At 63.8% G+C, this 24216-nt stretch carries 28 protein-coding genes; 18 read left to right on the top strand and 10 right to left on the bottom strand.

Translation table 11 applies throughout. The features are described from left to right. The first annotated feature begins 316 nt into the window (after nt 1–316). Nucleotides 317–523, top strand: a complete 207-nt coding sequence (locus AC1RR3_RS07355) for a hypothetical protein (protein WP_492821427.1) — start codon at nt 317–319, stop codon at nt 521–523. A gap of 139 nt (nt 524–662) precedes the next feature. Here the strand turns inward: AC1RR3_RS07355 and AC1RR3_RS07350 are convergent, their stop codons facing one another. After that, nucleotides 663–923, bottom strand: coding sequence for a hypothetical protein (locus AC1RR3_RS07350; protein WP_492820864.1), 261 nt, complete (start codon nt 921–923; stop codon nt 663–665). A 174-nt stretch (nt 924–1097) separates the two neighbouring features. On the opposite strand from AC1RR3_RS07350, the gene AC1RR3_RS07345 reads away from it, so the two are divergent. The 3 genes from AC1RR3_RS07345 to AC1RR3_RS07335 all read left to right on the top strand — a co-directional run bounded on the left by AC1RR3_RS07345 (nt 1098) and on the right by AC1RR3_RS07335 (nt 1904). Next, entirely contained in the window at nt 1098–1256 is a 159-nt protein-coding gene (locus AC1RR3_RS07345) for a hypothetical protein (protein WP_492820862.1), read from the top strand. Next, nucleotides 1240–1431, top strand: coding sequence for a hypothetical protein (locus AC1RR3_RS07340; RefSeq protein WP_492820860.1), 192 nt, complete (start codon nt 1240–1242; stop codon nt 1429–1431). Before AC1RR3_RS07345 ends, AC1RR3_RS07340 begins: the two co-directional genes overlap by 17 nt. Nucleotides 1432–1529: 98 nt before the next feature. Further along, complete coding sequence (locus AC1RR3_RS07335; protein WP_492820858.1) at nt 1530–1904, top strand: PRC-barrel domain-containing protein; 375 nt, start codon at nt 1530–1532, stop codon at nt 1902–1904. A 33-nt stretch (nt 1905–1937) separates the two neighbouring features. Here the strand turns inward: AC1RR3_RS07335 and AC1RR3_RS07330 are convergent, their stop codons facing one another. Then, nucleotides 1938–2402, bottom strand: coding sequence for a winged helix-turn-helix transcriptional regulator (locus AC1RR3_RS07330; RefSeq protein WP_492820856.1), 465 nt, complete (start codon nt 2400–2402; stop codon nt 1938–1940). 161 nt (nt 2403–2563) lie between these two features. On the opposite strand from AC1RR3_RS07330, the gene AC1RR3_RS07325 reads away from it, so the two are divergent. The 6 genes from AC1RR3_RS07325 to AC1RR3_RS07300 all read left to right on the top strand — a co-directional run bounded on the left by AC1RR3_RS07325 (nt 2564) and on the right by AC1RR3_RS07300 (nt 7938). Beyond that, nucleotides 2564–3301, top strand: coding sequence for an SDR family oxidoreductase (locus tag AC1RR3_RS07325; RefSeq protein ID WP_492820854.1), 738 nt, complete (start codon nt 2564–2566; stop codon nt 3299–3301). Nucleotides 3302–3365: 64 nt separating this feature from the next. Next, entirely contained in the window at nt 3366–4367 is a 1002-nt protein-coding gene (locus AC1RR3_RS07320) for an NAD(P)H-dependent flavin oxidoreductase (RefSeq protein WP_492820852.1), read from the top strand. A 109-nt stretch (nt 4368–4476) separates the two neighbouring features. Beyond that, nucleotides 4477–4896, top strand: a complete 420-nt coding sequence (locus tag AC1RR3_RS07315; protein WP_492820850.1) for a hypothetical protein — start codon at nt 4477–4479, stop codon at nt 4894–4896. Between the two features lie 70 nt (nt 4897–4966). After that, nucleotides 4967–5293, top strand: a complete 327-nt coding sequence (locus AC1RR3_RS07310) for a hypothetical protein (protein ID WP_492820848.1) — start codon at nt 4967–4969, stop codon at nt 5291–5293. Nucleotides 5294–5410: 117 nt separating this feature from the next. Beyond that, complete coding sequence (locus AC1RR3_RS07305) at nt 5411–6976, top strand: alkaline phosphatase D family protein (protein ID WP_492820846.1); 1566 nt, start codon at nt 5411–5413, stop codon at nt 6974–6976. 143 nt (nt 6977–7119) lie between these two features. After that, on the top strand, nt 7120–7938 hold the full coding sequence (locus AC1RR3_RS07300; protein ID WP_492820844.1) for an aldo/keto reductase: 819 nt from the start codon (nt 7120–7122) through the stop codon (nt 7936–7938). A gap of 69 nt (nt 7939–8007) precedes the next feature. On the opposite strand, the gene AC1RR3_RS07295 is transcribed toward AC1RR3_RS07300, so the two are convergent. Beyond that, entirely contained in the window at nt 8008–8226 is a 219-nt protein-coding gene (locus AC1RR3_RS07295; protein WP_492820842.1) for a hypothetical protein, read from the bottom strand. A gap of 95 nt (nt 8227–8321) precedes the next feature. Next, nucleotides 8322–8729, bottom strand: coding sequence for a hypothetical protein (locus AC1RR3_RS07290; protein ID WP_492820840.1), 408 nt, complete (start codon nt 8727–8729; stop codon nt 8322–8324). A 202-nt stretch (nt 8730–8931) separates the two neighbouring features. On the opposite strand from AC1RR3_RS07290, the gene AC1RR3_RS07285 reads away from it, so the two are divergent. Continuing rightward, nucleotides 8932–9216: a helix-turn-helix domain-containing protein gene (locus AC1RR3_RS07285; protein ID WP_492820838.1), complete on the top strand. Its 285-nt coding sequence runs from the start codon at nt 8932–8934 to the stop codon at nt 9214–9216. Nucleotides 9217–9600: 384 nt separating this feature from the next. Here AC1RR3_RS07285 and AC1RR3_RS07280 read toward each other — a convergent pair whose 3' ends face one another. Together AC1RR3_RS07280 and AC1RR3_RS07275 are read right to left on the bottom strand one after the other, a co-directional pair. Next, the gene (locus AC1RR3_RS07280; RefSeq protein WP_492820836.1) at nt 9601–10836 is read right to left on the bottom strand and encodes an aminotransferase-like domain-containing protein; all 1236 of its coding nucleotides are present in this window, start codon (nt 10834–10836) and stop codon (nt 9601–9603) included. An 87-nt stretch (nt 10837–10923) separates the two neighbouring features. Beyond that, nucleotides 10924–11451, bottom strand: coding sequence for a DUF3124 domain-containing protein (locus AC1RR3_RS07275; protein ID WP_492820834.1), 528 nt, complete (start codon nt 11449–11451; stop codon nt 10924–10926). A 67-nt stretch (nt 11452–11518) separates the two neighbouring features. On the opposite strand from AC1RR3_RS07275, the gene AC1RR3_RS07270 reads away from it, so the two are divergent. From AC1RR3_RS07270 to AC1RR3_RS07255, 4 genes are all read left to right on the top strand, one after another. Beyond that, nucleotides 11519–13249 (top strand): cation:proton antiporter domain-containing protein, encoded by a 1731-nt coding sequence (locus AC1RR3_RS07270; protein WP_492820832.1) that lies wholly within the window; start codon nt 11519–11521, stop codon nt 13247–13249. A gap of 190 nt (nt 13250–13439) precedes the next feature. Further along, nucleotides 13440–14516: a 3,4-dihydroxy-2-butanone-4-phosphate synthase gene (gene ribB / locus AC1RR3_RS07265; protein ID WP_492820830.1), complete on the top strand. Its 1077-nt coding sequence runs from the start codon at nt 13440–13442 to the stop codon at nt 14514–14516. 191 nt (nt 14517–14707) lie between these two features. Beyond that, nucleotides 14708–15922: an acyl-CoA dehydrogenase gene (locus AC1RR3_RS07260; RefSeq protein ID WP_492820828.1), complete on the top strand. Its 1215-nt coding sequence runs from the start codon at nt 14708–14710 to the stop codon at nt 15920–15922. Between the two features lie 111 nt (nt 15923–16033). Beyond that, nucleotides 16034–16957 carry an MBL fold metallo-hydrolase gene (locus AC1RR3_RS07255; RefSeq protein WP_492820826.1) on the top strand — a complete coding sequence of 308 codons (924 nt, stop codon included), beginning with the start codon at nt 16034–16036 and terminating at the stop codon, nt 16955–16957. 7 nt (nt 16958–16964) lie between these two features. Here AC1RR3_RS07255 and AC1RR3_RS07250 read toward each other — a convergent pair whose 3' ends face one another. Then, a complete protein-coding gene (locus tag AC1RR3_RS07250; protein WP_492820824.1) occupies nt 16965–17819 on the bottom strand; it encodes a DUF1499 domain-containing protein in 855 nt (284 codons plus the stop codon). 208 nt (nt 17820–18027) lie between these two features. Further along, a complete protein-coding gene (locus AC1RR3_RS07245) occupies nt 18028–19656 on the bottom strand; it encodes a fatty-acid--CoA ligase (protein WP_492820822.1) in 1629 nt (542 codons plus the stop codon). A 65-nt stretch (nt 19657–19721) separates the two neighbouring features. On the opposite strand from AC1RR3_RS07245, the gene AC1RR3_RS07240 reads away from it, so the two are divergent. Next, nucleotides 19722–20822, top strand: a complete 1101-nt coding sequence (locus tag AC1RR3_RS07240; protein WP_492820820.1) for an extensin family protein — start codon at nt 19722–19724, stop codon at nt 20820–20822. A gap of 36 nt (nt 20823–20858) precedes the next feature. Here the strand turns inward: AC1RR3_RS07240 and AC1RR3_RS07235 are convergent, their stop codons facing one another. Then, the gene (locus AC1RR3_RS07235; protein WP_492820818.1) at nt 20859–21545 is read right to left on the bottom strand and encodes a L,D-transpeptidase; all 687 of its coding nucleotides are present in this window, start codon (nt 21543–21545) and stop codon (nt 20859–20861) included. A gap of 339 nt (nt 21546–21884) precedes the next feature. On the opposite strand from AC1RR3_RS07235, the gene AC1RR3_RS07230 reads away from it, so the two are divergent. After that, entirely contained in the window at nt 21885–22862 is a 978-nt protein-coding gene (locus tag AC1RR3_RS07230; RefSeq protein WP_492820816.1) for a magnesium transporter CorA family protein, read from the top strand. 269 nt (nt 22863–23131) lie between these two features. Next, nucleotides 23132–23350: a hypothetical protein gene (locus AC1RR3_RS07225; protein ID WP_492820814.1), complete on the top strand. Its 219-nt coding sequence runs from the start codon at nt 23132–23134 to the stop codon at nt 23348–23350. A gap of 76 nt (nt 23351–23426) precedes the next feature. On the opposite strand, the gene AC1RR3_RS07220 is transcribed toward AC1RR3_RS07225, so the two are convergent. After that, on the bottom strand, nt 23427–24203 hold the full coding sequence (locus AC1RR3_RS07220) for a class I SAM-dependent methyltransferase (RefSeq protein WP_492820812.1): 777 nt from the start codon (nt 24201–24203) through the stop codon (nt 23427–23429). Between the last annotated feature and the right edge of the window lie 13 nt (nt 24204–24216).

Genomic DNA, 24216 nt, shown 5'->3' with positions numbered 1-24216 from the left:
ATCCGGGTGTGAGACCGCTCACGGAGTGTGAGCGACTAATCAGGGATCATCGAGGAATAGTCGATCGCTCTTAATTTTTCCAGAAGGAGGTTTTGCGATGGCTCCACGTCTGGCTCTTCTCTCACTCATTCTTGCTTTTGGCTTCTCGGTCGCGTTCGCGACTGCAACGACTGTTCGCCAGGTGCATCTGGAAAATGCGTCCGCTGCGATCCACGCAGTGCATAGCTAGCGCTGCGACGTCCGTCTCGCGCGCTGGAACATTCGTTGTGTCGGCGCGTAACCGCTTCGAGACACCTGGAGAGGCGAGGAGGACATGATGGCGCATTCCGACCACGGTATCGTCAGGGACAAGCGGGCGGAAGATCAACCGCGCGACAAGCAGCGTGCGCAGACGGTGCACAAGACCGATCAAAAGGGCTCGCCGTCGCGTGAGGCGACGCGCGATCCCAAGCTCAACGACAACACCAAGACGCCGGGCTCCGGCGTGATGCCGGACGATTCCGGTGACGCGCCGACCGGTTAATACGCGAGGAACGAATCCCTTCGCGAAGAGTCGATGGATTGCTTTCGGCTGTCATGCCCCCGGTGCGCCGGAAGCAATCTCCAAGGACGGCCCTGGCACCCCACTGTGCCGGGGTCGTTTTTGTTTGTGAGACCGGGATTCAATCCTCAACGTCGCCCTCGGGCTTCACAGGCGTGTGTCCTTCAGGACCGCGGCCAAAGACACCAAACTCGCTGGATTTGATGCCGGCCGAGGCGTCGATGCTTGCCTCGACACCCGCGGCTGCGAGCCCGAATTTGAGCAGCTCGCGGACCGCCGCAGCGCGTGTCGGCATGCGGTGCTTGAACCGGAAATCATCGACAGCGGCCAGCTCTTCCGGCGAGAGCATGATCTGGAGGCGCTCGGCGCGAAGGTCGTTCATGGTCAATCACACAAAGTGAGTAAGTTGAGTATTTTGCTAAATGCGCCAACTTGCCGGGAGTTCCACAGGAGTCCAAAAAAGCGCTGTTTGAGCAAGATATTCAAATAAAATCAATAAGTTATCACTTGAAACGATCTCCGCCAAAGCGCATTTAGAAAGAAAGGGAGATGCGCCATGACGGATGAGGTCAGGTTACCCCGCAAGCTTTCCGAAGAGCCGCAAGCGCCCAAGCCGGTGCGCCCGAGCCATCAGAAGGTCATCGAACAGGTCGAGCGCTGGGCCAACAGCCCGGGCCTGCAACCCCCGAGGACGGACGATGCGAAGACGATCTGAACCCCACACCTTCGAACAACGGCTCGATGCGCATAGGCTGCGGCTCGAACATGAGCTTGCGGGCTTGCCGCTCGGCGTTCAGCGCGATTGCGTTGCGGCTCGCATCGAGCAGCTCCAGGCGGCCGCCGAAATGTTTGAATTCCTGTCACCGCGAGAGGCGGCAGCGGTCGGCTAGATCCACCCCGTCGCGTGGCACTGCGGCTCACGGCGTATTTTGGAACGATCATCTTCAGGCCCGGTTGGTCCCACACATCGGCTGAGTGGAGAATCGCGATGATGAATCAAGGCGAGCTGGATAGCAGCGAGATGGGCCGTTTGATCGGCAGCGACAAGGTCGAGGGAACGTCGGTCTATGGTGCCGATCGCAACAAGATCGGCTCGATCGAACGCGTGATGATCGACAAGGTCAGCGGCAAGGTGTCCTACGCGGTGCTTGGCTTCGGTGGATTTCTGGGCCTCGGCAACGACCACTATCCGCTGCCCTGGCAGTCGCTGAAATACGACACCGAGCTCGGCGGCTATGTCACCGGGATCACCGCCAAGTCGCTCGAGGGCGCACCGAAATACGGTGAGCGCAGTGACTGGAATTGGGGCGACGACGCCGCGGTGCGCGGCATCAACTCCTATTACGGCGTTCCCTTCGCGTAGAGCATCACAACGGCGGCAGATGCAGGGCGGGGCTTACCCGGCCATCTCCCTTCGCCCGGGCCCCGCATGCACATGCACCTGTCTGGCGTGCAGCGGTTCGCCGCATTCCGAGCACACCATCACGGGATCGAACAGCTTGCCGCAATTCTTGTGCTCGTGCAGCAGCGGGCGGCCGCGCTCGTCGCCCATGTGGGTATCGCCCCAGTGCACCATCGCCATGATGATCGGGTAGAGGTCGAGCCCCTTCTGCGTGAGAATGTATTCGTAGCGCTTCGGCGTCTCGGAATAGGGCACGCGGCGCAGGATGCCGAAGCGGACCAGTTTCTTCAGCCGCTCCGAGAGCAGATGCCGCGTGATCTGGAGCGAGGACTGGAAACCTTCGAAGCGCCGCACGCGCAAGAAACATTCACGCAGGATCAGAAGCGTCCAGCGGTCGCCGACCACGGCGACGGTGCGGGAGAGCGAGCAGGGCTCTTCGTCCAGCGTGTCCCACTTCATGATCCAGTCTCCGGCTCAGCCCTAGTCAGTCAGAAAAAGGAACTGACTTGAATGATCAGCACTATTTGTCAGTGAAACTAGCAGTTGGCCTCGCAGTTTGACAGTTCTATTTTAGAACTATAGCCTCCGCTTCAATCACATGCCCACCGGAGGAGGCGACCTTGCCCAAGCGAAACGCGACAGCCGCCGTGATTGGGGCCGGCGATTTCATCGGCTCCGAGATCGCCAGGAAATTCGCCGCCGAGGGGTTCACGGTTTTCGCCGGCCGCCGCAACGGCGATAAGCTGGCGCCGCTGGTGAAGGACATCGAGGCTGCCGGCGGCGAGATCCATGCGCGTTCGCTCGATGCGCGGAAAGAGGAGGAGGTCATCTCCTTCCTCAACGACGCCGACAAGCACGCGCCGCTGGAGGTCTGCATCTTCAACGTCGGTGCCAACGTCAATTTCCCGATCCTCGACACCACCGAGCGCGTGTTCCGTAAAGTCTGGGAGATGGCCTGCTATTCCGGCTTCCTCGCCGGACGCGAAGCGGCACGGCTGATGCTGGCACGCGGCGGCGGCAAGATCTTCTTCACCGGTGCGACGGCGAGCTTGCGCGGCGGCAGCGGCTTTGCCGCCTTTGCCAGCGCCAAGTTCGGACTGCGCGCCGTGGCGCAGGCGATGGCGCGCGAGCTCGGGCCGAAGAACATCCATGTCGCCCATCTCATCATCGATTCCGGCGTCGACACCGAATGGGTGCGGCAGCGCCGGCTCGAAGCGCTTGGGCCCAACGCGCTTGATAATCCCGACCTGCTGATGCCGCCGTCGGCTGTGGCTGACTCCTACTGGCAGCTCTATCAGCAGCCGAAGAGCGCCTGGACGTTCGAGATGGAGATCCGGCCCTTCGGAGAGAAATGGTGACCGCGGCACAAGACTGCGGCTAGACTGGTTCCAACACAAACCGAAAATCCGGGAGGAAGCTTAAGTGAAGACCGCGATCACCGAACTGTTCGGCATCGAGCATCCCATCATCCAGGGCGGCATGCATTTCGTCGGCTTTGCCGAGCTGGCCGCCGCCGTCTCCAATGCCGGCGGGCTCGGCATCATCACCGGTCTCACGCAGAAGACGCCGGAGCTGCTGGCCAAAGAGATCGCGCGCTGCCGCGACATGACCGACAAGCCGTTCGGGGTAAATCTCACCTTTCTGCCGACCTTCTCGGCGCCGCCTTATCCGGAATACATCGCGGCCATCGTCGAGGGTGGCGTCAAGTCCGTGGAGACCGCGGGCCGCAGTCCCGAACAATACATGCCCGCGCTGAAAGCCGCCGGCATCAAGGTCATCCATAAATGCACGTCGGTGCGCCATTCGCTGAAAGCGGAGCGCATCGGCTGCGATGCCGTCAGCGTCGACGGGTTTGAGTGCGGCGGTCATCCCGGTGAGGACGACATCCCCAACATGATCCTGCTGCCGCGCGCGGCGGAGGAGTTGAAGATCCCGTTCGTGGCCTCCGGCGGCATGGCCGATGGGCGCAGCCTCGTAGCTGCCCTGTCGCTGGGCGCGGCCGGCATGAACATGGGCACGCGCTTCATCGCGACCAAGGAAGCGCCGGTGCATCAGAACGTGAAGAACGCGCTGGTCGCAGCGACCGAGCTCGACACCCGCCTGATCATGCGGAGCCTGCGCAACACCGAGCGCGTGCTCAGGAACGCCAATGTCGATCGCCTGCTCGAGATCGAGCGCGAGAAGGGCGCCAAGCTGACCATCGACGACATTCACGACCAGGTCGCGGGCGTCTATCCCAGGATCATGCTGGACGGCCAGATGGATGCCGGCGCCTGGAGCTGCGGCATGGTCGCCGGCCTGATCCACGACATCCCCTCCTGCAAGGAACTCATCGATCGCATCATGGCCGAAGCGGAACAAATCATCCGCATGCGCCTGATGGGGTTCCTGGATGGGACCGGAGCGTCACGAAAGGTCGCCTGACACCGTCAAACTTCTTAACCACGGCGGCACTTGACCGCTGGAATTGCGCGCGACGCCGCCTAAATAAGGGTAAATTACCCCTTTGATAAATCAATTTCAGGAGGCGTCCGTGGTCCTGAAGAGCGTTCATTTTGCTGTTGCCGTAGCCCTCGTGCTCGCATGGGGCGGCGCATCACGCGCTGATGACTACAAGCCCAGTGAGTACCTGAGTCTCGATCTTTCCAAGGCTGTGCTGTCGCCGAAACGGCTCGGGCCCGAGACGCAGTTTGCGCCTGTCGCGCTAGAGGCGCGCGGTGGTAACGAGGCGCAGGCGCGTATCGAGCCGACCGACGTGCCGAAGAAGGTTGCCGCCGAACGCGTGCGCGTGTCGCAGCCGAAGGCCGCGCACGTCCAGTCCGCTCAGCCGCGTGGTGCGGCTCGTACCAAGCTCGCGCATCGCCACGGCAATCCGCTGGATGCGCAGGCGAGGGATACCCGCATCCAGACCTGGCCCTGCCGCTCGGGCGGCATCTGCAACTGGCAGCGTTGAGGCGAGACCTCATTGTGCTGCGATTGATATTCACTGCTTCGTTCGAGGCGGTGGAACGGGATGATGCCGGATGTCCGATTTCCGCTATCGATGCCTGCTGGTCGCTTTCTCCCTGTGCATGTTGAACTTCGTGGCCTTTGCCGTCGGCGCATTCGCGCTCGGCGGCGACGCGATCAACGGCAAGATTGTCGGGGAGCATTTCTTTCTGGCAGAACACGGCAAGCTCGCCGAGGTCAGCGAGGCCGTGTACACCTACAGTTTGTGGCACGCGCGCAGTGTTTTCGTGACGCACCCGTTGGCGATCCTGGCTGCATGGCTCGCTAGATTGGAGCAACAGGCGAGGAAGGCGGCAAGGCGTGATGGCAATCAAGGTGGCGCGCTTCCGAGTTCGATCTAGGCCCGCCCCAGCTGTCATCCCCGCGTCGCAAAACCGTAGGCCTGGAGTCAAGAAACCGTAAGCCGGGAGTCAAACGGCGCAGGCACCTTCCGTCGCGATTCGACGAAGGTTTCCTGAATGGCATCGCTCCGCGCCTCGTGCGCATGGACCCGGCGGCAGTTCCTGGTCCGCTCCACGTCCAGCCTCGCCTTGGCGGCGCTCGCAAAGCCGCACCTCAGCCGCGCCGCCGACCGCCCGCAAATCGTGGGCGGCATCCAGTCCGGCGACGTCTCGGACGGCACTGCGGTGATCTGGGCTCGCGCCGACCGGCCCGCGCGGATGCAGGTGGAATGGTCGACCGTCGAAAGTTTTAAGACGATCATCGCGGCAGCTTCGAGCGACGCACCGCCGGAAGCCGACTTCACCTCAAAGCTGCTGCTGAACGATCTGCCGCCCGGGCAGGACATCTTTTATCGCCTGCGCTTCGACGACATCGCCACCGGCATCGCGGGCGAAAGCCGCGTCGGTCATTTCCGCACCGCGCCGGCCGCGGGCCGGTCGATCTCGTTCGTGTGGTCGGGCGACGTCGCCGGGCAGGGCTGGGGCATCGACATTTCACGCGGCGGCTATCGCAGCTATCGCACCATGCTCGACAATCGCCCCGATTTCTTCATCCATTCCGGCGATCACATCTATGCCGATTGCACGATCCCTTCGGAGCAGAAGCTGCCGAATGGCGAGACCTGGCGCAATCTGGTGACCGAGGAGAAATCCGGGGTGGCGCATACGCTGGCGCAGTTCCGCGGCAACTATAAATATAATCACCTCGACGAAAACTTCCGCGCGTTCCACGCGCAGGTGCCGATGCTCGCGCAATGGGACGACCACGAGGTTACCAACGACTGGTCGCCGACCGGCAGCTACGACGAAGCCGGTTACGAGGGCGACGGCACCCCGCGCCTGGTCGCGCGCGCTCGCCGCGCCTTCTTCGACTTCATGCCGATCCGCGACCTCGGCGCGCGGCAGGGCCGGGTCTATCGCAAGATCGGCTACGGTCCGCTGCTCGATGTCTTCATGATCGACATGCGCAGTTTTCGCGATGAGACCTGGAATAAGGGCGACGATCGCCGCGGCTGGATTCTCGGGGCCGAGCAGCTCGCCTGGCTGAAGCGTGAGCTTGCGGCCTCGCGGGCGACCTGGAAGGTGATCGCGGCCGACCTGCCGATCGGCCTGGTCAGTCTCGACGCGGTCGCGCTCGGCAATGGGCCGCCCGACAGGCGCGAGCGCGAGATCGCCGATCTGCTCGGCTACATCAAGCGCGCGGGCGTGCGCAACACCGTCTGGCTCACTGCCGACATGCACTACACCGCCGCGCATTACTACGATCCGAACAAGGCGGAATTCCAGGATTTCGAGCCGTTCTGGGAGTTCGTCTCCGGCCCGCTCCATGCCGGCACCTGGGGCCCGGGCGAGCTCGACAATACCTTTGGCCCGGTCGCGATGTACCAGAACGGCTGCAGCGAGGCGCAGGGCGAGAACCTCGCGCCGTGCTTCGGCCTGCAGTTCTTCGGCCGCGTCGACATCGACGGCGCTAGCGGCGTGATGACCGTGACCCTGAAAGACGTCGACGATCGCGACCTCTGGTCGGTCGACATCGTACCGCAGCTTCAGGCGCGTCCCGCCTTGGTGGCGCAGCATTCATAGGCCGCTAACCCGATCTTGATTGGCAGCCCCGCGTCTTCCGCGCTATGGTGCCCGTTCCCGCCACCTCTTTTTCCGTCACCGAAGAGTCTGTCCTCGCGGCCCGACCGCGTGCCCGGCGGCTGAAATACGTCAGGAGTTGACCCATGGACAATCTGAAGACGCAGGGCATCAGCATGCCCAAGCTCGGCCTCGGTACCTTTCGCATGCAGGGTGATGCCTGCCGCGCGGCGGTCGAGAGTGCGCTGTCGATCGGCTATCGCCATATCGACACCGCCGAGATGTACGGCAACGAAGAACCGATCGGCGCAGCGCTTGCCGCGGCCGGCGTGTCGCGCGGCGAACTGCATGTCACGACAAAGGTCTGGCACGAGAATTTGGCGCCGGACGCAATCCGTCGCGCCTTCGACGCCAGCCTGACGAAGCTGGGGCTCGACCATGTCGACCTCTATCTCGTGCACTGGCCCTCGAAATCCGCGAACTGGGGCGCGGTGTTCGAAACCCTGATGAAGCTAAAGGAGGAGGGGCGGACGCGGGCGATTGGCGTTGCGAATTTCACCACGGCGCTGCTCAAGACCGCGGTCGAGGACATCAGGGCGCCGATCGCATGCAACCAGATCGAATATCACGCGATGCTCGATCAATCGAAGGTTTTGGCCTATCTCAAGGCCAAGTCGATTCCGCTGGTCGCCTATTGCCCGCTGGCGCAGGGGCGCGTCGCGACTGATCCGGTGCTGGCCGAGATCGGCGCAAAGCACGATGCGACCGCAGCCCAGATCGCGTTGAAATGGCTGCTCGACCAAGACGGCGTCGCCGCGATCCCGAAAGCGTCGCGCCACGAGAGCCAGCAAGCCAATCTCGATGCGCTGAAGATCACGCTCGACGATGCCGACCGCAAGAAGATCGCTGCGCTGCCCAAGGACAGACGCTGCGTCAATCCCGGCTTCGCGCCGGCGTGGGATTGATCGCGCCCAATATTTAAAAGACGCAAAGAAATGGCCCCGCGAGGGGCCATTTCCGTGATGCGTTACGCATCAATCCCAGTGGTGACGGTGACCGTGCTTGACCACCACGACCCGGTCGTGATGGCGCCAGCCACGATGCCAGCCATTGTCACGATGCTCGCGCATTTCGGCGCGGGCGCCGTAGCCATGATGGCCGTTCTTGATCACCACCGTTTCGGCACTCGCCATCGTCGGTGCAACGATCGCGAGCGCGCCGAGAGCCGCAACCACATAACCAAGCTTCTTCATGATGTCCTCCTCCAATTCAATGCACATGAGAACGGCGCATATGTGCGAACGTTCCGGAGGAACGGGAAGAGAATTCTGAATGGATGTTCAGGTGGTTAATCGCAGCGTTGCTGCGCCGGCGTCAGTGCGCCGGTGGCGACGTATTTGCCGTCCTTGATCGTGTACGCGCCGCGCTCGCTGCGATTGTAGATCGCGCGCATTCTGCCGTCCTTCGCCAGCAGCAGCCCGAACTCGCGGGCCTGATGCAGCGATGGGAAATACACCATCACATTGAGCAGGCCTTCAGCGTTGACCGTTGCGGACACCACCTCGTTCTCGTCCATGGCGTCGCCGAAATTGCGCCGGTACATTACCCTTCCGTCCTTCCGGATCTCGTAAGTCAGCAGCGCGCCCTTGTCGCGGTCGGGCCGGGCAGCGCAATCGACCGCCCATGAGCCGAGCAGGCCCCATTGCTGGACGGTCGCCGCAAGCGTCTCGGCGCCGGCCGGGGACGTCAACGCCATGCACACCGCCGCAGCCGTGGTCCAGCGGCTCAAAAAACACGTCATGTCCTGAAAGGCCCCGCCCGAAGATTCCAAAGTGTAGCATCCCGCCCGCGGCCGTCCACGGCGGGCCGCCGATTGCCCGCGAATTTGATCCGCGTCAATGAGGCCGGCCGTATTGGGGGTAGGATGGCGGCTCCCGAAGGCGAAATTGGATAGACCAATGCTGAATCAAGTGATGGATTTTGCGGGCGAAGTGCTGCCGGGGAGCCGTGCCCTGCCGCCGTATTCCGAGACCGCGTTTCTGGCCGAGCTGGGCGACCGTTTGAGGTCCTCGCGCGCCCGCTGTGAGCTGTCGCGCCGGGAGCTGGCCCGCCGTTCCGGGATTTCCGAGCGCTACATCGCCCAGATCGAGGCCGGCAAGGGCAACGTCTCGATTGTGCTGCTGCTGCGGCTGGCCTCCGCGATCCACGGCAGCCAGCCTCAGGGTCAGCCTCATGCCGCTTGACACCATGAGGTGATCGCATGGGCCAGCTCGAATAGCGGGTCAGGGCCGATCATTCAGTTCGAAGGTTTCATCCCGGCCTACTGACCAAGCTTCCGAATTTGACGGGAGGTAGCTCACCATGGTCACGATCTGATCCCCATTCGATCGATCCTTCCAAAGAAACCCGTAAGTTCGTTCTGGCGATCTGATTCTTCGTGGTCCCTCAAACCGGTCGGGAGAGATCCCGCGTCGTTCACACTCTTGTCGAAAAGCAAGCCGTGCTTCTTCACGAGCGCTCGCTTCAGTGCGCGTCGCGAACTCCGGCACCTCAGAGGCGGCGACCACGAGACCGAGAGAGACACAGATTCCAAGGATCCATCGGGCGATCCGTGCCACACGTCTCATCTAAGCCTTCGCCTTCTCCACGTTGGCGCTGCGGGCCGGCACTCCGAACTCCTTGCGGCAGACCTCGGCCAGCACGGCGACGCCTTCGCGGATCTGCTGATGCGAAGGGCTGGCAAAGCACAGCCGCAGGCGCGAGCTGGAATGGCCCTTGTCGGTCGACCATTCCGGACCCGGATTGATCGAGACGCCGGCGGCGAGCGCGGCCTGATAGAGTTTTAGCGTATCGACCTGGTCGGGCAGCTTCACCCACAGGAAGATACCGCCCTTGGGCTCCTCGAACTCCGCCGCCGTCCCGAACTGCTCGTTCAGCGCTTCCATCAACGTGTCGAGCTTGGTGCGCAGCGCCTTGGTCAGGGCCGGCACGTGGGTCGAAAAATGCGCCTTGCAATAGGCGGCCAGCACCATCTGCTCGAGCGCGCCGGAGCCGGCATCGGTCTTCAGCGACAGCATCCGCGACATCACATCCCAGGGCGCGACGATGAAGCCGACGCGCAGCGCCGGTGCGATCGATTTCGAGAACGAGCCGATATGGATGACGCCGCCGTTCGGGCTCATCGCATGGATCGCCGGCGGCCGCTGTCCCGACCACACCAGGTCCGCGTAGCAATCGTCCTCGAAGATCGGCACGCCATATTCCGCTGCGAGCCTTACCAGCTCAGCGCGGCGGCTCTCCGGCATGATGCTGCCGGTCGGGTTCTGCACGGTCGGGATGGTGTAGATGTATTTCGGCCGGATGCCGCGACTCCTGAGATTGGCGAGCGTCGCGGCCAGCACGTCCATGCGCATGCCGTCCTTGTCGAGCGGGATGCCAACCACGTTGACCCCGAGCCGAGCCAGACGGGTCAGCGAGCCCTGATAGCTGTCCTGCTCGAAGATCACGGTGTCGCCGCGCGTCAGCAGCGTGTTGTTGACGAGGTCGAGCGCCTGGAGCGAACCCGAGACGATCATGAGATCGTCGACCGTGCAGCTGATGCCGGCATCGCGCTTCAGTTTTGTCACCAGGAATTCGCGCAAGGGCAGGTAGCCTTGCGGCCCGTGCGCCAGCCCGTAGGTGGCGAGCGATCGGCCCTCGCGCCGCAGCACCGCGTTGGCCGCCTCGATCAGCTCGTCCAGCGGCACCTGCTCGGAATCATTGTTGCCGCCGACGAAGCTGTATTTGGCAAGGCCCGTCCAGCGCGCAGTCGGGGCCGGCAGCCCTGCGGGGAACAGGGGCGCGAAATCGAAGCTGGACGTCATGGGAGCGTTCCTCGTTTTGTTCTTGTTGAGCGGCCGGCTTTGTGCCGGTCTGCCTTCCGTCTTGCTGGCCGTCCGGGTCGGACGGTCTTATTTTTTGCCTGCCGTCCTGGTCGGACGGCCCTGGCTGATGAAAGCGTAATGCGCATTGGCGACGCCGCCAACCATCAAGGCCTCGACGACGGGCTCGGAGATCTCGCCCGTTGCGGCCCAGTCGACGAGGAAGTTGGCCCCGGTCCCGCCGCGCACGTCGTCGGTCGGGATGAAGATCGAGACGGTGGCAAGCGGCTTCAAGGCGACCGGCGCCTTCAGATAGCTTTCGACCTGCTTGCCTGCGGTGTCGAAATAAGCGATGCGTTTGACCACAAGCGCTTGCGTCTCGGAGGCGTTGTGAACGCTCAACGTCACCGAGAAGTCGACGCGCAGCTTGCCCTGGCTCATTGCAACGCTGGAATAGGCCGGTACGTAGAACCCGCCGGATACGCCGAGTTCCTCCTTCGGCAGCGCGGTCAGCGAATCGGCAAAGTTTTGCTCGATATTGACCTTGGGCTGCGCGGCGCCGGGTGCCGCGGATACGAACGGACCTAGCAGGGCTATCAGCCAGAGCACGATCCGCATGTGACGAATTGCTCGCTTGCCGCGTTGCACTCGATCACTAGGGTGCGGCGAAACGGACCAATTTGGCATGCACGAGCTCATTCGCGACATCACTCTCTGTATCCTGTTTGCCTGGATGCTGGGCCTGCTCGCCCATTTCTCCCGGCAACCCCTGATCCTGGCGTACCTTATCGCCGGCTTCTGCATAGGTCCATTCGGTGCCGGCTGGGTCAAGTCGCAGGAATCGATCAGCGTCATCTCCGAGCTCGGCCTGATCTTCATGCTGTTCATGATCGGGCTCGAGATCGACCTGAAGAAGATCGTGCGGGCGGGCAAGGTGATCCTGTTCGCGGCGGGTGGACAGCTTCTCGGCGGCTGCCTGCTTGGGGTGCTGTTCTTCGCTGCAATTGGCCTGTCGCTCGGCGGCGGGCACTTCGACGCCATCTATCTGTGCGTCGCCTGCGCGCTGTCGAGTACCGTCATCATCGTCAAGGTGCTCTACGAGAAGCGCGAGCTCGACACGCTGCCCGGCCGCATCACGCTCGGCGTCCTCGTGCTCCAGGACATCTTCGCCATCCTGTTCCTGGCGGTGCAGCCGAGCCTCGCCAATCTGCAAATGAGCGTCATCGTGCTGTCGATCGGCCGCGTCGCAGTGCTGGTCGCAGCTGCCTTGCTGGTCAGCCGCTATGTGCTGCCGCGCCTGTTCCACCAGATTGCGCGGCGCCCCGAGCTGATCCTGCTCGGCGCACTCGCCTGGTGTTTTCTCGTCGCCGAGACCGCGGAGCGGCTGTCGCTGTCGCGCGAGATGGGCGCGCTGATTGCCGGTGTCTCGCTCTCGACCTTCCCTTACGCGCTCGACGTCACCGCCAAGGTCACGACGCTGCGCGACTTCTTCATCACGCTGTTCTTCGTCGCGCTCGGCATGACCATTCCCGTACCCGGCCTCTCCGTGATCGGGCTTGCCCTGATGATCGCGGCCTTCACGGTGGCGAGCCGCCTCGTCACCACTTTCACCCCGCTCTACCTGATGAAGCAGGGGCTGCGTGCCAGCCTGTTGCCGGCCCTGAACCTCGCGCAGATCTCCGAGTTCTCGCTGGTTGTGATCCAGACCGGCGTCGCCGACAACCACATCGCGGCCGACACGGCCAACGCGGCCTCCTTCGCCTTCGTCGTGCTCGCCGTGCTCTCGACCTTCGTGATGACCCGGAGCGACGAGATCATCCGCCGGGCGATCGGCCCCCTGAAGCGGATCGGCCTGCGCGACCTCGACCATGGCAACGGCCACGGCGAGGAGGGGCACGAGGGCGGCCACGGCGAGGCACGCCGCATCGTCATCCTCGGCTTTTTCCGTGCTGCGAGCGCGCTCCTGGCCGAGATCGAACGGCAGGCCCCGGTGCTGCTCGAGCAGATCACCGTGATCGACTTCAATCCCAATGTGTACCAGACGTTGCTGTCGCGCGGCCTGCACGTGATCTATGGCGACATCAGCAGCGCCGACACGCTGCTCCATGCCGGAATCGGCAAGTCCGAGATGATCATCCTCAGCGTGCCGGATGCGCTTCTCAAGGGCGCCAGCAACGAGAAGCTGGTCCGCCACGTCCGCACCCTCAATCCGACCGCCATGATCGTCGCCACGGCCGATCTCTTGTCGGATGTCGGCGAACTCTACGAGGCTGGCGCCAGCTACGTCACCGTGACCCGGCTCAGCGACGCCCATGAGCTGTTCACCGTGATCGAGGCGGCCCAGGCCGGCCTTCTGGCCGACAAGCGGGCCGAGCTCGATCTGCGGCTCGGCGAGCGGCGAGAGGTGCTGCCCTGACGGCGGTGCGGCCGCCTTCCCTCCGGGCCCCGCGCGCCTATATCCCTGGTATCTTCGGTGCAAGCCTGAAGCCCGCGGGCCGGCCCGCCACCGGGCATATGCGGTTGCGTCCAGGACACTAGCGCTTGGGGCCAAGTCCGGCTAAGGCGTCCGGCTAAGCCTCCGGCCCATAACCGATAGAGATTGGGAAATGCCCGATAGCGTCCAGGAAGTCTTGCAGGCCTTTGCCAGGGGCGAGCTTGTCGTCGTGACCGACGACGAGGACCGTGAGGGCGAGGGCGATCTGATCGTCGCTGCCTCGCTCTGCACCGCCGAGAAGATGGCGTTCATCATCCGCCACACCTCCGGCATCGTCTGTGCGCCCGTGACCAGCGAGGATGCGCGCCGGCTGCGGCTCGATCCGATGGTGGCCCACAACGATTCCGCACACACCACCGCCTTCACGGTCTCGATCGACTACAAGCCCGACGGTGGTACCGGCATCTCCGCCGAGGAGCGTGCCTCGTGCTGCCGCGCGCTGTCCAATCCCAATGTCGGCGCCAACGACTTTGCCCGGCCCGGCCACATCTTCCCGCTGATCGCCAAGGATGGCGGCGTGCTGCTGCGCTCCGGCCATACCGAGGCCGCCGTCGACCTCTGCAAGCTCTCTGGTCTGCCGCCGGTCGGCGTCATCAGCGAGCTGATGAACGACGACGGCAGCGTGATGAAGGGCGAGCAGGTCGCCCGCTTCGCCACCCAGCACAAGCTCAAGCATGTCACCATCGCGGACATGATCGCCTACCGCCAGGCGCGCGAGAAGCTGATCGAGCGGGTCTCGACCTTCGTCACCGAAAGCCCGATCGGCCCCTTGCAGGGCTATGCCTACCGCTCGCCGTTCGATTCCATCGCCCACGTCGCCTTTGTCTACAACGGCGTCGGCGACGGCAAGAACGTGCTGACGCGCTTCCACAAGCCGAACATCGTCAAGGACATCTTCACCGGCCACAAGCGCATGGCGGCCGTGCTCGAGCAATTCAAGAAATCCGGCCGCGGCGTGCTGGTCTACTTGCGCGACGGCGCGGCCGGTGTCCCGGTGTCGGCACTGCCGGACGAAACGGCGACGGAGGCCGACCGCAACCGCCAGTGGCGCGAGGTCGGCGTCGGCGCGCAGATATTGCGCGATCTCGGCGTCACCTCGATCCGGCATCTCACCTCCTCGGTGCACGACTACAAGGGCCTGTCCGGCTTCGGCATCGAGATCGTCGCCAACGAGCAGCTCGAAGGCTGACACGCAGCGTCATTCCGGGATGGCGCTGAAAGCGCCAGACCCGGAATCTCGAAGTGATGGATAAGGAGATTCCGGCTTCGCGCCGTTGCGTGCCCCGGAATGACCGAAACCAGGATGCATTTGCACTTGTTGCCGCGGCGCTTTAGTTTGTCGGGCAAATTTTGACGGAACCAGATGCGAAAGGACGTTTCATGAGCGTGCGCCCTCAGGCCAAGGACAAGCCGGCTGCGGCTTCTTTCCAGTGGGACGATCCGTTCCTGCTCGACGAGCAGCTCACCGAAGACGAACGCATGGTGCGCGACACCGCCCGTGCCTACGCCCAGGACAAGCTGCTGCCGCGCATCACCAAGGCCTATCTCGAAGAGACGACGGATCGCGAGATCTTCAACGAGATGGGCGAGCTTGGTCTGATCGGCATCACGCTGCCCGAGGAATACGGCTGCGCCAATGCGAGCTACGTCGCCTATGGCCTCGTCGCACGCGAGATCGAGCGGGTCGACTCAGGCTACCGCTCGATGAACTCGGTGCAGTCCTCGCTGGTGATGTACCCGATCTACGCCTATGGCGACGAGAACCAGCGCAAGAAATACCTGCCGAAGCTCGCCAGCGGCGAGTGGGTCGGCTGCTTCGGCCTGACCGAGCCCGATGCCGGCTCCGATCCGGCCGGCATGAAGACCCGCGCCGAGAAGGTCTCGGACGGCTACCGGCTGACTGGCAGCAAGATGTGGATCTCGAACGCGCCGATCGCCGACGTGTTCGTGGTCTGGGCCAAGTCGGCCGCGCACGACAACCAGATTCGCGGCTTCGTGCTGGAGAAGGGCATGAAGGGCCTGTCCGCGCCGAAGATCGGCGGCAAGCTGTCGCTTCGCGCCTCGATCACCGGCGAAGTCGTGATGGACGGCGTCGTGGTCCCCGAGGACGCGCTGCTCCCCAACGTCTCCGGCCTCAAGGGTCCGTTCGGCTGCCTCAACCGCGCCCGCTACGGCATCTCCTGGGGCGCGCTCGGCGCCGCCGAGGACTGCATGCACCGCGCCCGCCAGTACACGCTCGACCGCAAGCAGTTCGGCAAGCCGCTCGCCGCGACCCAGCTGGTGCAGAAGAAGCTCGCCGACATGGAGACCGAGATTGCGCTCGGCCTGCAGGGCTCGCTTCGCGTCGGCCGCCTGATGGACGAGGGCAAGTTCGCGCCCGAGATGATCTCGATCATGAAGCGCAACAATTGCGGCAAGGCGCTCGACATCGCCCGTGTCGCCCGCGACATGCACGGCGGCAACGGCATTTCGGCCGAGTACCACGTGATGCGCCACGTCCATAACCTCGAGACGGTCAACACCTACGAGGGCACCCACGACGTCCACGCCCTGATCCTGGGCCGCGCGATCACGGGCATTCAGGCGTTTTTCTGATTTCGTTCTCCGTCATTCCGGGGCGATGCGCAGCATCGAACCCGGAATCTCGAGATTCCGGGCTCGCCCTTCGGGCGCCCCGGAATGACGTCAAAGAACAAAGAAGAAGTCATGTCCGACAACGACGACGTCCCGTTCAACCGCAACTTTCCGCTCAAAGCTGGCATCGTCGAGGAAGTCCGCCCGGGCGTCCGGCGCGTGCTCTGTAACAATCCGAGCCCGTTCACCTTCACCGGCACGGTCAGCTACATCGTCGGCACCGGCAAGGTCGCGATCATCGATCCCGGTCCTGATGATGCGGCGCATGCGGCGGCGCTGCTCGATGCTATCAGCGGCGAGACGGTGAGCCATATCTTCGTCACCCACACCCACCGCGACCATTCGCCGAACACCGCGCGGATCAAGCAGGCAACCGGCGCGCCTGTCTACGCCGAAGGCCCGCACCGCGCCTCGCGTCCGCGCTTCGAGAGCGAGAAGCACAATCCGGAATCCGGCGTCGACCGCGACTTCGCGCCCGACATCAGGGTCGCCCATGGCGACGTCGTCGAAGGTGACGGCTGGCGGCTCGAGGCGGTGGCGACGCCCGGCCATACCGCCAACCATCTCGCCTTCGCCTGGCCCGAGCGCAAATTCAACTTCGTCGGCGATCACGTGATGGGCTGGTCGACCTCGATCGTGGCGCCGCCTGACGGCTCGATGATCGACTACATGGAATCGCTCGACCGGCTCGCCGCGCGCGAGGAGGATCTCTATTTCTCCGGCCACGGCCCCGAGATCCCGGACGGTCCACGCTTTGTGCGCTTCCTGATCCGCCATCGCAAGGCGCGCGAGGCCTCGATCCTGCACCGCCTCGCCAAGGGCGAGACCGACATCCCGACCATGGTGCGCGCGATCTATATCGGTATCGACCCGAGGCTGACGACAGCCGCCGGCTATTCGGTGCTGGCGCATCTGGAAGATCTGGTTGCGCGCGGCGTGGTGGCGACGGATGGTGATCCCGTGATCACCGGGACATACCGGATGGCGAACGCCTAGCTCACCGTCACTTTTTCACCGTCTTCGCCGGCGCCTTTGGCGGCGTCACCGGGGTCTTCTTCACCGGTTTCAGCGCATCAGCGTCCGCAGCCGTGTTGAGATCGTCGATGAATTTGGTCACGCGGGCAGCGTTGCTGCCGAGATCGCTGTCGAAATAGCGCGAGGCGGAACGGATATCGACGCGGGAATCATCGCCATCAGGCACGACCCTGATTGAGATGTCCTCGCGCAAACCCATGATCGGCGTGCGCGCCACCGCCTCGATGCGGCCGATGCGTCGCGGCGGCTGCGGCGCGCGCTCGTCGATGACCAGCCATTTGCGCTTGTTGACGAGCTGGAGCGCGATCGCATAGGCGCGGTCGACCGGGATTTCGAGCTCGATCGGCTCGATATCGGGGTAGAATTGACGCTGCTGCTCGGCCGAATAGAGGCCGGCGTAAACCGCCGTGTTGGCGCCGTCGCCGGCGCGCAGGCGCGCCAGCGCGTCGAAGCGGGGCGGGTCGATCGGGTCGGTGGTGATGTCGTGGATCGCCGGCAGCTTGCGGTATTGCAGGCCGAGATAGGCGGGGTAGGCGAGAATCGCCCCGTCGATCAGGAAGGCGAGCAGGATGCGCGCCATGCCGCGCGAGCCGTTCTGCCAGATCGCGGCAAAGCCGGCGAGGCCGAACAGGATCGAGAGCCCGGCGATGGCGAGGCCGCCGAAGAAGGTGACGAGTGCCGGCTTCGGCTCCAGAAAGCCGAAGCGGACGATGATGATCGACACCACCACCGCCACCACCGCGAACACCGCCAGATTGCGCGCCCAGCTCGCAAGGCTGGACACGGGCTCCGTCTGATAGGGAGCGGAAAACCTGCGGGCCATCGGGTGAGCTCTGTCGGATAGTTGGGGGCGGTGCCGGCCGAACTGGCGCGACAATGCGCCGTTGAGACCATGGCCCGGGGGTAAATTCAAGGGTTCCCGGGTTGTTACGACCCGTCATTCCGGGGCGATGCGAAGCATCGAACCCGGAATCTCGAGATTCCGGGTTCGGCTCTTCGAGCCGCCCCGGAATGACGTTCGCGCGAGCGTCTTACGCCGCCGCGTTCGGGAAGCGGTACTCCTTGAACTGGTCGCGCAGCGCCGTCTTCAGGATCTTGCCGGTCGCGGTGTGCGGGATGCCGTCAACGAAGGCGACGTCGTCGGGCATCCACCATTTGGCGATCTTGCCGTCCATGTACTTCAGGATGTCCTCGCGGCTGGCCTGCTGGCCTTGCTTGAGCTGCACGATCAGCAGCGGACGCTCGTCCCATTTGGGATGATAGATGCCGATCACGGCGGCCTCCGCCACGGCGGGATGGCCGACCGCGAGGTTTTCGAGGTCGATCGAGGAGATCCATTCGCCGCCGGACTTGATCACGTCCTTGGAGCGGTCGGTGATCCGCATGTAACCGGCTTCGTCGATGGTTGCGACGTCGCCGGTGTCGAAGAAACCCTCCTCGTCGAGGATGTCAGTGTCGACCCGGTAATAGGCCTTGGCGACGGCCGGTCCTGAGACCTTGAGGCGGCCGAAGGTCTTGCCGTCCCAGGGCAGCTCCTTGCCGGCATCGTCGGTGATCTTCATCTCCACGGCGAAGGGCGCATAGCCCTGCATCTGGAGCACGTCGAGCCGCGCCTCGCCAGTCGCGTTCTGGAACGGCGGCTTCAGCGCCGCCACGCTGCCGATCGGGCTCATCTCGGTCATGCCCCAGGCGTGGCGCACGTTCGAGCCCATGTCGAGGAAGGCCTTGATCATCGAGCGCGGCATCGCCGAGCCGCCACAGATCACCATCTTCAGCTCCGGCAGCTTCAGATTGTTGGCGGCCATGTGCTGGAGCAGCATCAGCCACACCGTGGGCACGCCAGCGGTATGCGTCACCTTCTCGGTCGAGAGCAGCTCGTAGACCGAGGCACCGTCGAGCTTGGCGCCGGGCATCACCAGCTTGGTGCCTTGCGAGGGGGCGGAGAAGGCAATGCCCCAGCTGTTGGCGTGGAACAGCGGGACCACCGGCAGCATCGTCTCGGAGGCACTGGTGCCGAGCGCGTCGACATTGTTGGCCATCAGCGCGTGCAGCACGTTGGAGCGATGCGAATACAGCACACCCTTCGGGTCGCCGGTGGTGCCTGACGTGTAGCACATCGCGGCTGCCGTGTTCTCGTCAAAATCCTTCCATTTGAATTTGCCGTCGGCCTCCGCGATCCAGTCCTCGTAGGCCACCACATTCTTCAACGTGGTCTCGGGCAGATGCGCCTTGTCGGTGAGCACGACGTAGCGTTCAACGCTTGGCAGCTTGTCGGCGATCTTCTCCAGGACCGGGATGAAGGTGATGTCGGTCATCACGATGCGATCCTGCGCATGGTTGATGATCCAGGCGATCTGCTCTGGGAAAAGGCGGGGATTGACGGTATGGCAGATGGCGCCGATCCCCATGATGCCGTACCAGACCTCGAGATGGCGCCAGGTGTTCCAGGCGATCGTTGCGACGCGGTCGCCAAGCTTGATGCCGTCGCGCTCCAGCATCTGCGAGACCTTAAGCGCCCGCTTGTGGATTTCGGCGTAGGTGGTGCGGTGGATCGGTCCCTCGACCGATCGCGTGACGACCTCCTGCTTGCCATGAATCCTGGCGGCGTGTTCGATGATCCGGTGGCAGAGCAGGGGCCAGTCTTGCATCAAACCAAGCATTCCGACGTTCCTCCGAGAAGTCGCTGGGCGCTTTGTCGCTCTCAGCGTTGGGCCAAAGAATTGTCATGAGTTTTAGCCTGCCGGACTTTCGCCGCAAATGGTCTTGTCGCGGCTATATGTCCGCCGGCGCGGCAGTGGTTACCGCCGCGCTGGGGTTAACGCTTGTGCTCGCGGATCGGGCGGAGGCGCGAAAATATGCTGCGCCGCTCGATATCTTTGGTCTTGGCACACCACGGCCGCGCCCGACAGTTCATTCCGCCAAGATCCCGCTACCGAGACCACGCCCCGAGGAGGCCCCCAAAGCACCGGACGAGGCCCCTCCGGCGGCTGACGGCAAGTCGTCCCCGGACAAGCCGGCTGCCAACAAGCCCGCCGAGGCCGCGCCGCCGCCCGAGAAACAGGTCTCAGCCTGCCGGCTCGCGCTGACCGAGGAGATCGCGATTGCGCCCTCCATACCTGACATCCGTGGCCCCGGCGCCTGCGGCGGCGAGGATCTGGTGCGGCTCGAGGCCATCGTGCTGCCGGACAAGCGCAAGGTGGCGGTCAAGCCGGCGGCGATCCTCCGCTGCACCATGGCCTCCGCGATCACCGACTGGGTGCGCAAGGATATGGTGCCGCTGGCCACCAGCCTCGGCTCGACCATCAGCGATCTCGACAATTTCGACAGTTTTGAGTGCCGCGGCCGCAATCGCATCGCAGGCGCGATGCTGTCCGAGCACGGCAAGGCCAACGCCCTCGACGTCCGCGCCATCAAGCTCGCCAACGGGCAGTCGATCGGCCTCACCGACCGCACCCTATCGCGCGAGGTGCGCGAGCGCGTGCTGCATTCGGTCTGCGCGCGCTTCTCCACGGTGCTCGGGCCGGGCTCGGACTGGTATCACGAGGACCACATCCATCTCGATCTCGCGCAGCGGCGCAACGACTACCGGATCTGCCAGTGGAACGTCTGGGATCCCCTGCCGCAGGTCGCCCCGCTGCTGCCGGCGGAACGTCCCGAGGAGGCGCCGCCGCGCGAGGTCGCGGCCAAATCTGAGACAAGCAAGCCTGAGGCAAAGGAAGGCGCCGATGACGAGGCGGCGGAGAAATCCCCCGCGTCTGCGGACAAGTCGGCGGTCGATGGCAACAACGCCCAGCCGCGCAAGGCGGCAACAAAAAAGCGCCGGTAAAACCGGCGCTTTTGGATATCAGAGATCAGCAGGCGATCAGTAGCTGCCCGCCTGGCCAGTTCCGCCGGCACCGAGCGCCAGACGCGAATTGTAGGGGGAGTCGCCGTGCTTCGGCTCGAGCACCACGACGATGGTGCCGACCTTGACGCGGCCATAGAGGTCGATCGCGTCCTCGTTGGTCAGGCGGATACAGCCCGACGAGATCGAGGCGCCGATATATTCCGGCTGGTTGGTGCCGTGGATGCGGAACAGCGTGTCCTTGCCGCCCGAGTAGAGATACATCGCACGGGAGCCCATCGGATTGTCCGGACCCGGCGCGACATAGGTCGGAACGCCAAGGCGCGAAATCTCGCCCGGGGTCGGATGCCAGGCCGGCCACTCGGTCATGCTGCCGACCTTGGCGATGCCCGACCAGGCCATGGCCTCTTCGCCGACGGTGATGCCGTAGCGGATCGCTTTGCCGCCATCCATCACCCAGTAGAGGTAATGATTGTCGGAATCGACCACGATCGAGCCCGGCGATTCCTTGCGGTGATACTCGACGATGGCGCGGCGGAACGGCTCGGCGACCGGGGTGTTCTCGTACCGAACCTTGGCAAGGAGTTCCTTGTCCTTCGGCTTGAAGGCCTTGGTGTCGGTCGCCTCGAAATGCGTGGCCTGCATGCAGCCCGACAGCATCAGGCCAGCGGCCAAAACACCCAGCATAACTTTCAGCGACGACATGATTTGGTTCCAATCGACAACGACTAGCTTGCGCGGAGCTTGAGCCAAGCCCAAGGACCACGACTCCGTAGCCCGTATTATCGTTGAAATCTGCCACAATTCCAGCCTTTCGGACCTTGTCCCGCGCTGCAAGACCTTAGCTGTGGCTTTTTTGCCGCAAGTTTTGCGGCCTTGGGGTGGTTTTTGGGCTACGGAGGCCGGACTGTCGATTCTATGCCACGGTTCAGACGCAAAGCGGCCACAAATGCAAACGCACCGTTAATGTGCTTGTCATCATGAACTTGTCAGAATCGCGCTAAGGGCTGTCAGTCTGTCGCAGGCCCCCTGCTGGAGTTGTGCATGTTTTCTGTGTTCGTTCCCTCCGACACCTCTCTCAAGAAGGCCGTCGTCGACGATCTCGCGGCAGTGCCGGAGCATGCGGTGTGGATCGACCTGTTCAACCCGACCGCGGCCGAGGACAAGGCGGTGGAGCGGCTCTCGGGCATCGCGATCCCGACCCGGGAGGACATGCAGGAGATCGAGATCTCCAGCCGCCTCTATATCGAGAACGGTGCACGCTACATGACGGCGACGCTGATGTGCCATTCCGATACCGACATGCCCCGGACCACGGCGGTGACCTTCATCCTCGGCGACCACCGCCTGGTGACGGTGCGCTACGATCAGCCCAAGCCGTTCGCGCTGGTCGAGGCCAAGCTCGCGCGCTCCTGCACCCCGGCCATCACCGGCGAAATCGTGCTGATGGAACTGCTGGACGCCGTGATCGATCGCTGCGCCGACATTCTGGAGAAATGCGGTGCCGACATCGACCAGGTCTCGCACGACATCTTCGAGCCCGAGAGCGAGCGCCACGGCCACGCCAAGCAATATTCCCAGATCCTGATCTCGATCGGCCGCAAGGGCGATCTGACCTCCAAGGTTCGCGAGAGCCTGGTCTCGATCGGCCGCGTCGTCGCCTTCCTCTCGGCGGTGGTGGAGGGCGTGAAATGGTCAAAGGACATGCGCGAGCAGCTCAAGACCATGCAGCGTGACGTCTCCTCGCTGACCGACCACGCCTCCTATCTCTCCAGCAAGATCACCTTCGTGCTCGACGCCATGCTCGGCGTCGTCAATCTCGAGCAGAACAACATCATCAAGCTGTTTTCGGTCATGGCCGTTGTCCTGATGCCGCCAACGCTGATCGCCTCGATCTACGGCATGAACTTCAAGGCGATGCCGGAACTCGAATGGGCGCACGGCTATCCGTTCGCGCTGGTGCTGATGCTGATCGCGGCGATCGTGCCGTACTGGATCTTCAAGTGGAAGAAGTGGCTGTAGAGCACGATCCAGACTGCACGCGCCGTGATGATGCTCGGAACGTCAGCCTGACGTTCGTAACGATGCAGGGCGCTCAGCGAAAGATACCTACCGATATCTTACGCCGGTCGCAGAGACACGGCGGTTCATGTCGCAGAATAGAGCGGGATTGCGGCCGTGCGGTGATGCGTGCCCGCCGCCCCAATTCCTCCGGTAAAATTTGAGCGGTGGGCTGAACGTTTGCGCGAAACTTGTCTGCGATAAGCAGTGCGTAGCCGCGAGGAACAACCATGGTTGAAAAACACATAACGTCGCCCCGCAACGTCATCGATCTGGCGAACTATCGTCAGACCCTGGCGAGCGGCAAGGCGTCGTCGATGTCGGCACGCATGTGCCGGCACTGTGGTGCTCCGCTGCTCGATGGTGAGAACGACGACGACTGCTCGACTGCATTCAGCGCGACCGCTCCGCGGCCACGCGAGAGGTCACGTCGCATTCGACTCGATTGAGGAACGGAAGGGTAAAGGCGATCCAGGTCTTGCGGCGGCTTTGTCTGGATCGCCTTGCTTCCCGCCTTGCGGCAAATCAGCTCCAGTGTTTCACGATCTGCGCCGTCGAGATGATGGTCTCGGCGATGACGCCGTCGTGGCTGAAGGGAGCCAGGTGCTCCCCGACATCGCGCAGCATCGCCTCGGCATTCTCGCCCAACGCCTCCGGCGATGATGACGAATAGGTGAGGGTGCGTCGCGTCAGGTCCGCGAAGCTCACCGTGTGGCTGGTCTCGACCGTCACGAGTTCGGTGGGCTGAAAGGCGCTGCCGTGAAAGAACGCCGGCAGATCGCGATGGGTGCGCGTGCCCCTGCCTGCTTCCTCCCAGAGCTTGGCCGGCGACCAGCGGCGGCGGACTTCGTTGTAGCCATCGAGCCACGGGTTGCTGCCGTCGGTGGCCGAGAACGAGGCGCAGATCAGGATTGCGCCGTCGCGCGCGACCAGCCGGTCGAGCCGCGCAAGCGTCGGCTCACGATCCATCCAGTGCAGCGCGCGCCCGATCGTCACGACCTCGAAGCTGCCGATGTCGGGGCCAAGCGTCTCGACCTTGCCTTCGATCAGCGTGAGTGCGTGGCCTGCGCTCGCAGCCGCCCGGCGCGCCGCATCGAGCATGGCAGGTTCAGGATCGACGCCAACGATGCGGCCGACATAGGGCGCGAAGCCGAGCGCCAGCAGGCCGGGTCCGGTGCCGAGGTCGATCAAGCCGGATCGTTCGGAGAGGCCGAGCTTTTCCGCGACGCTGCGAAAGAATTCGCCTGGGTAAGGCGGCCGCAAATGTTCGTAGAGTGACGCGGTGCTCGCGAACCGGCCCATGCTTTCGCCCGTT

The sequence above is a fragment of the Bradyrhizobium sp. GW821-FHT13H05 genome (assembly GCF_058804065.1).
This window is presented reverse-complemented; position numbering and strand designations above follow the sequence as displayed.

What these genes read in the sequence shown, in the direction of transcription:
- ribB (WP_492820830.1), top strand. Translation starts at nt 13,440, where the DNA reads ATGCCCGATAGCGTCCAGGAAGTCTTGCAGGCCTTTGCCAGGGGCGAG.
- AC1RR3_RS07290 (WP_492820840.1), bottom strand. Translation starts at nt 8,729, where the DNA reads ATGGCGTTGACGTCCCCGGCCGGCGCCGAGACGCTTGCGGCGACCGTC.
- AC1RR3_RS07235 (WP_492820818.1), bottom strand. Translation starts at nt 21,545, where the DNA reads ATGTCGTCGCTGAAAGTTATGCTGGGTGTTTTGGCCGCTGGCCTGATG.
- AC1RR3_RS07330 (WP_492820856.1), bottom strand. Translation starts at nt 2,402, where the DNA reads ATGAAGTGGGACACGCTGGACGAAGAGCCCTGCTCGCTCTCCCGCACC.
- AC1RR3_RS07240 (WP_492820820.1), top strand. Translation starts at nt 19,722, where the DNA reads ATGAGTTTTAGCCTGCCGGACTTTCGCCGCAAATGGTCTTGTCGCGGC.
- AC1RR3_RS07230 (WP_492820816.1), top strand. Translation starts at nt 21,885, where the DNA reads ATGTTTTCTGTGTTCGTTCCCTCCGACACCTCTCTCAAGAAGGCCGTC.
- AC1RR3_RS07280 (WP_492820836.1), bottom strand. Translation starts at nt 10,836, where the DNA reads ATGACGTCCAGCTTCGATTTCGCGCCCCTGTTCCCCGCAGGGCTGCCG.
- AC1RR3_RS07350 (WP_492820864.1), bottom strand. Translation starts at nt 923, where the DNA reads ATGAACGACCTTCGCGCCGAGCGCCTCCAGATCATGCTCTCGCCGGAA.
- AC1RR3_RS07225 (WP_492820814.1), top strand. Translation starts at nt 23,132, where the DNA reads ATGGTTGAAAAACACATAACGTCGCCCCGCAACGTCATCGATCTGGCG.
- AC1RR3_RS07295 (WP_492820842.1), bottom strand. Translation starts at nt 8,226, where the DNA reads ATGAAGAAGCTTGGTTATGTGGTTGCGGCTCTCGGCGCGCTCGCGATC.
- AC1RR3_RS07245 (WP_492820822.1), bottom strand. Translation starts at nt 19,656, where the DNA reads ATGCTTGGTTTGATGCAAGACTGGCCCCTGCTCTGCCACCGGATCATC.
- AC1RR3_RS07275 (WP_492820834.1), bottom strand. Translation starts at nt 11,451, where the DNA reads ATGCGGATCGTGCTCTGGCTGATAGCCCTGCTAGGTCCGTTCGTATCC.
- AC1RR3_RS07300 (WP_492820844.1), top strand. Translation starts at nt 7,120, where the DNA reads ATGGACAATCTGAAGACGCAGGGCATCAGCATGCCCAAGCTCGGCCTC.
- AC1RR3_RS07355 (WP_492821427.1), top strand. Translation starts at nt 317, where the DNA reads ATGGCGCATTCCGACCACGGTATCGTCAGGGACAAGCGGGCGGAAGAT.
- AC1RR3_RS07270 (WP_492820832.1), top strand. Translation starts at nt 11,519, where the DNA reads ATGCACGAGCTCATTCGCGACATCACTCTCTGTATCCTGTTTGCCTGG.
- AC1RR3_RS07310 (WP_492820848.1), top strand. Translation starts at nt 4,967, where the DNA reads ATGTCCGATTTCCGCTATCGATGCCTGCTGGTCGCTTTCTCCCTGTGC.
- AC1RR3_RS07260 (WP_492820828.1), top strand. Translation starts at nt 14,708, where the DNA reads ATGAGCGTGCGCCCTCAGGCCAAGGACAAGCCGGCTGCGGCTTCTTTC.
- AC1RR3_RS07340 (WP_492820860.1), top strand. Translation starts at nt 1,240, where the DNA reads ATGCGAAGACGATCTGAACCCCACACCTTCGAACAACGGCTCGATGCG.
- AC1RR3_RS07305 (WP_492820846.1), top strand. Translation starts at nt 5,411, where the DNA reads ATGGCATCGCTCCGCGCCTCGTGCGCATGGACCCGGCGGCAGTTCCTG.
- AC1RR3_RS07250 (WP_492820824.1), bottom strand. Translation starts at nt 17,819, where the DNA reads ATGGCCCGCAGGTTTTCCGCTCCCTATCAGACGGAGCCCGTGTCCAGC.
- AC1RR3_RS07345 (WP_492820862.1), top strand. Translation starts at nt 1,098, where the DNA reads ATGACGGATGAGGTCAGGTTACCCCGCAAGCTTTCCGAAGAGCCGCAA.
- AC1RR3_RS07220 (WP_492820812.1), bottom strand. Translation starts at nt 24,203, where the DNA reads ATGGGCCGGTTCGCGAGCACCGCGTCACTCTACGAACATTTGCGGCCG.
- AC1RR3_RS07335 (WP_492820858.1), top strand. Translation starts at nt 1,530, where the DNA reads ATGATGAATCAAGGCGAGCTGGATAGCAGCGAGATGGGCCGTTTGATC.
- AC1RR3_RS07285 (WP_492820838.1), top strand. Translation starts at nt 8,932, where the DNA reads ATGCTGAATCAAGTGATGGATTTTGCGGGCGAAGTGCTGCCGGGGAGC.
- AC1RR3_RS07255 (WP_492820826.1), top strand. Translation starts at nt 16,034, where the DNA reads ATGTCCGACAACGACGACGTCCCGTTCAACCGCAACTTTCCGCTCAAA.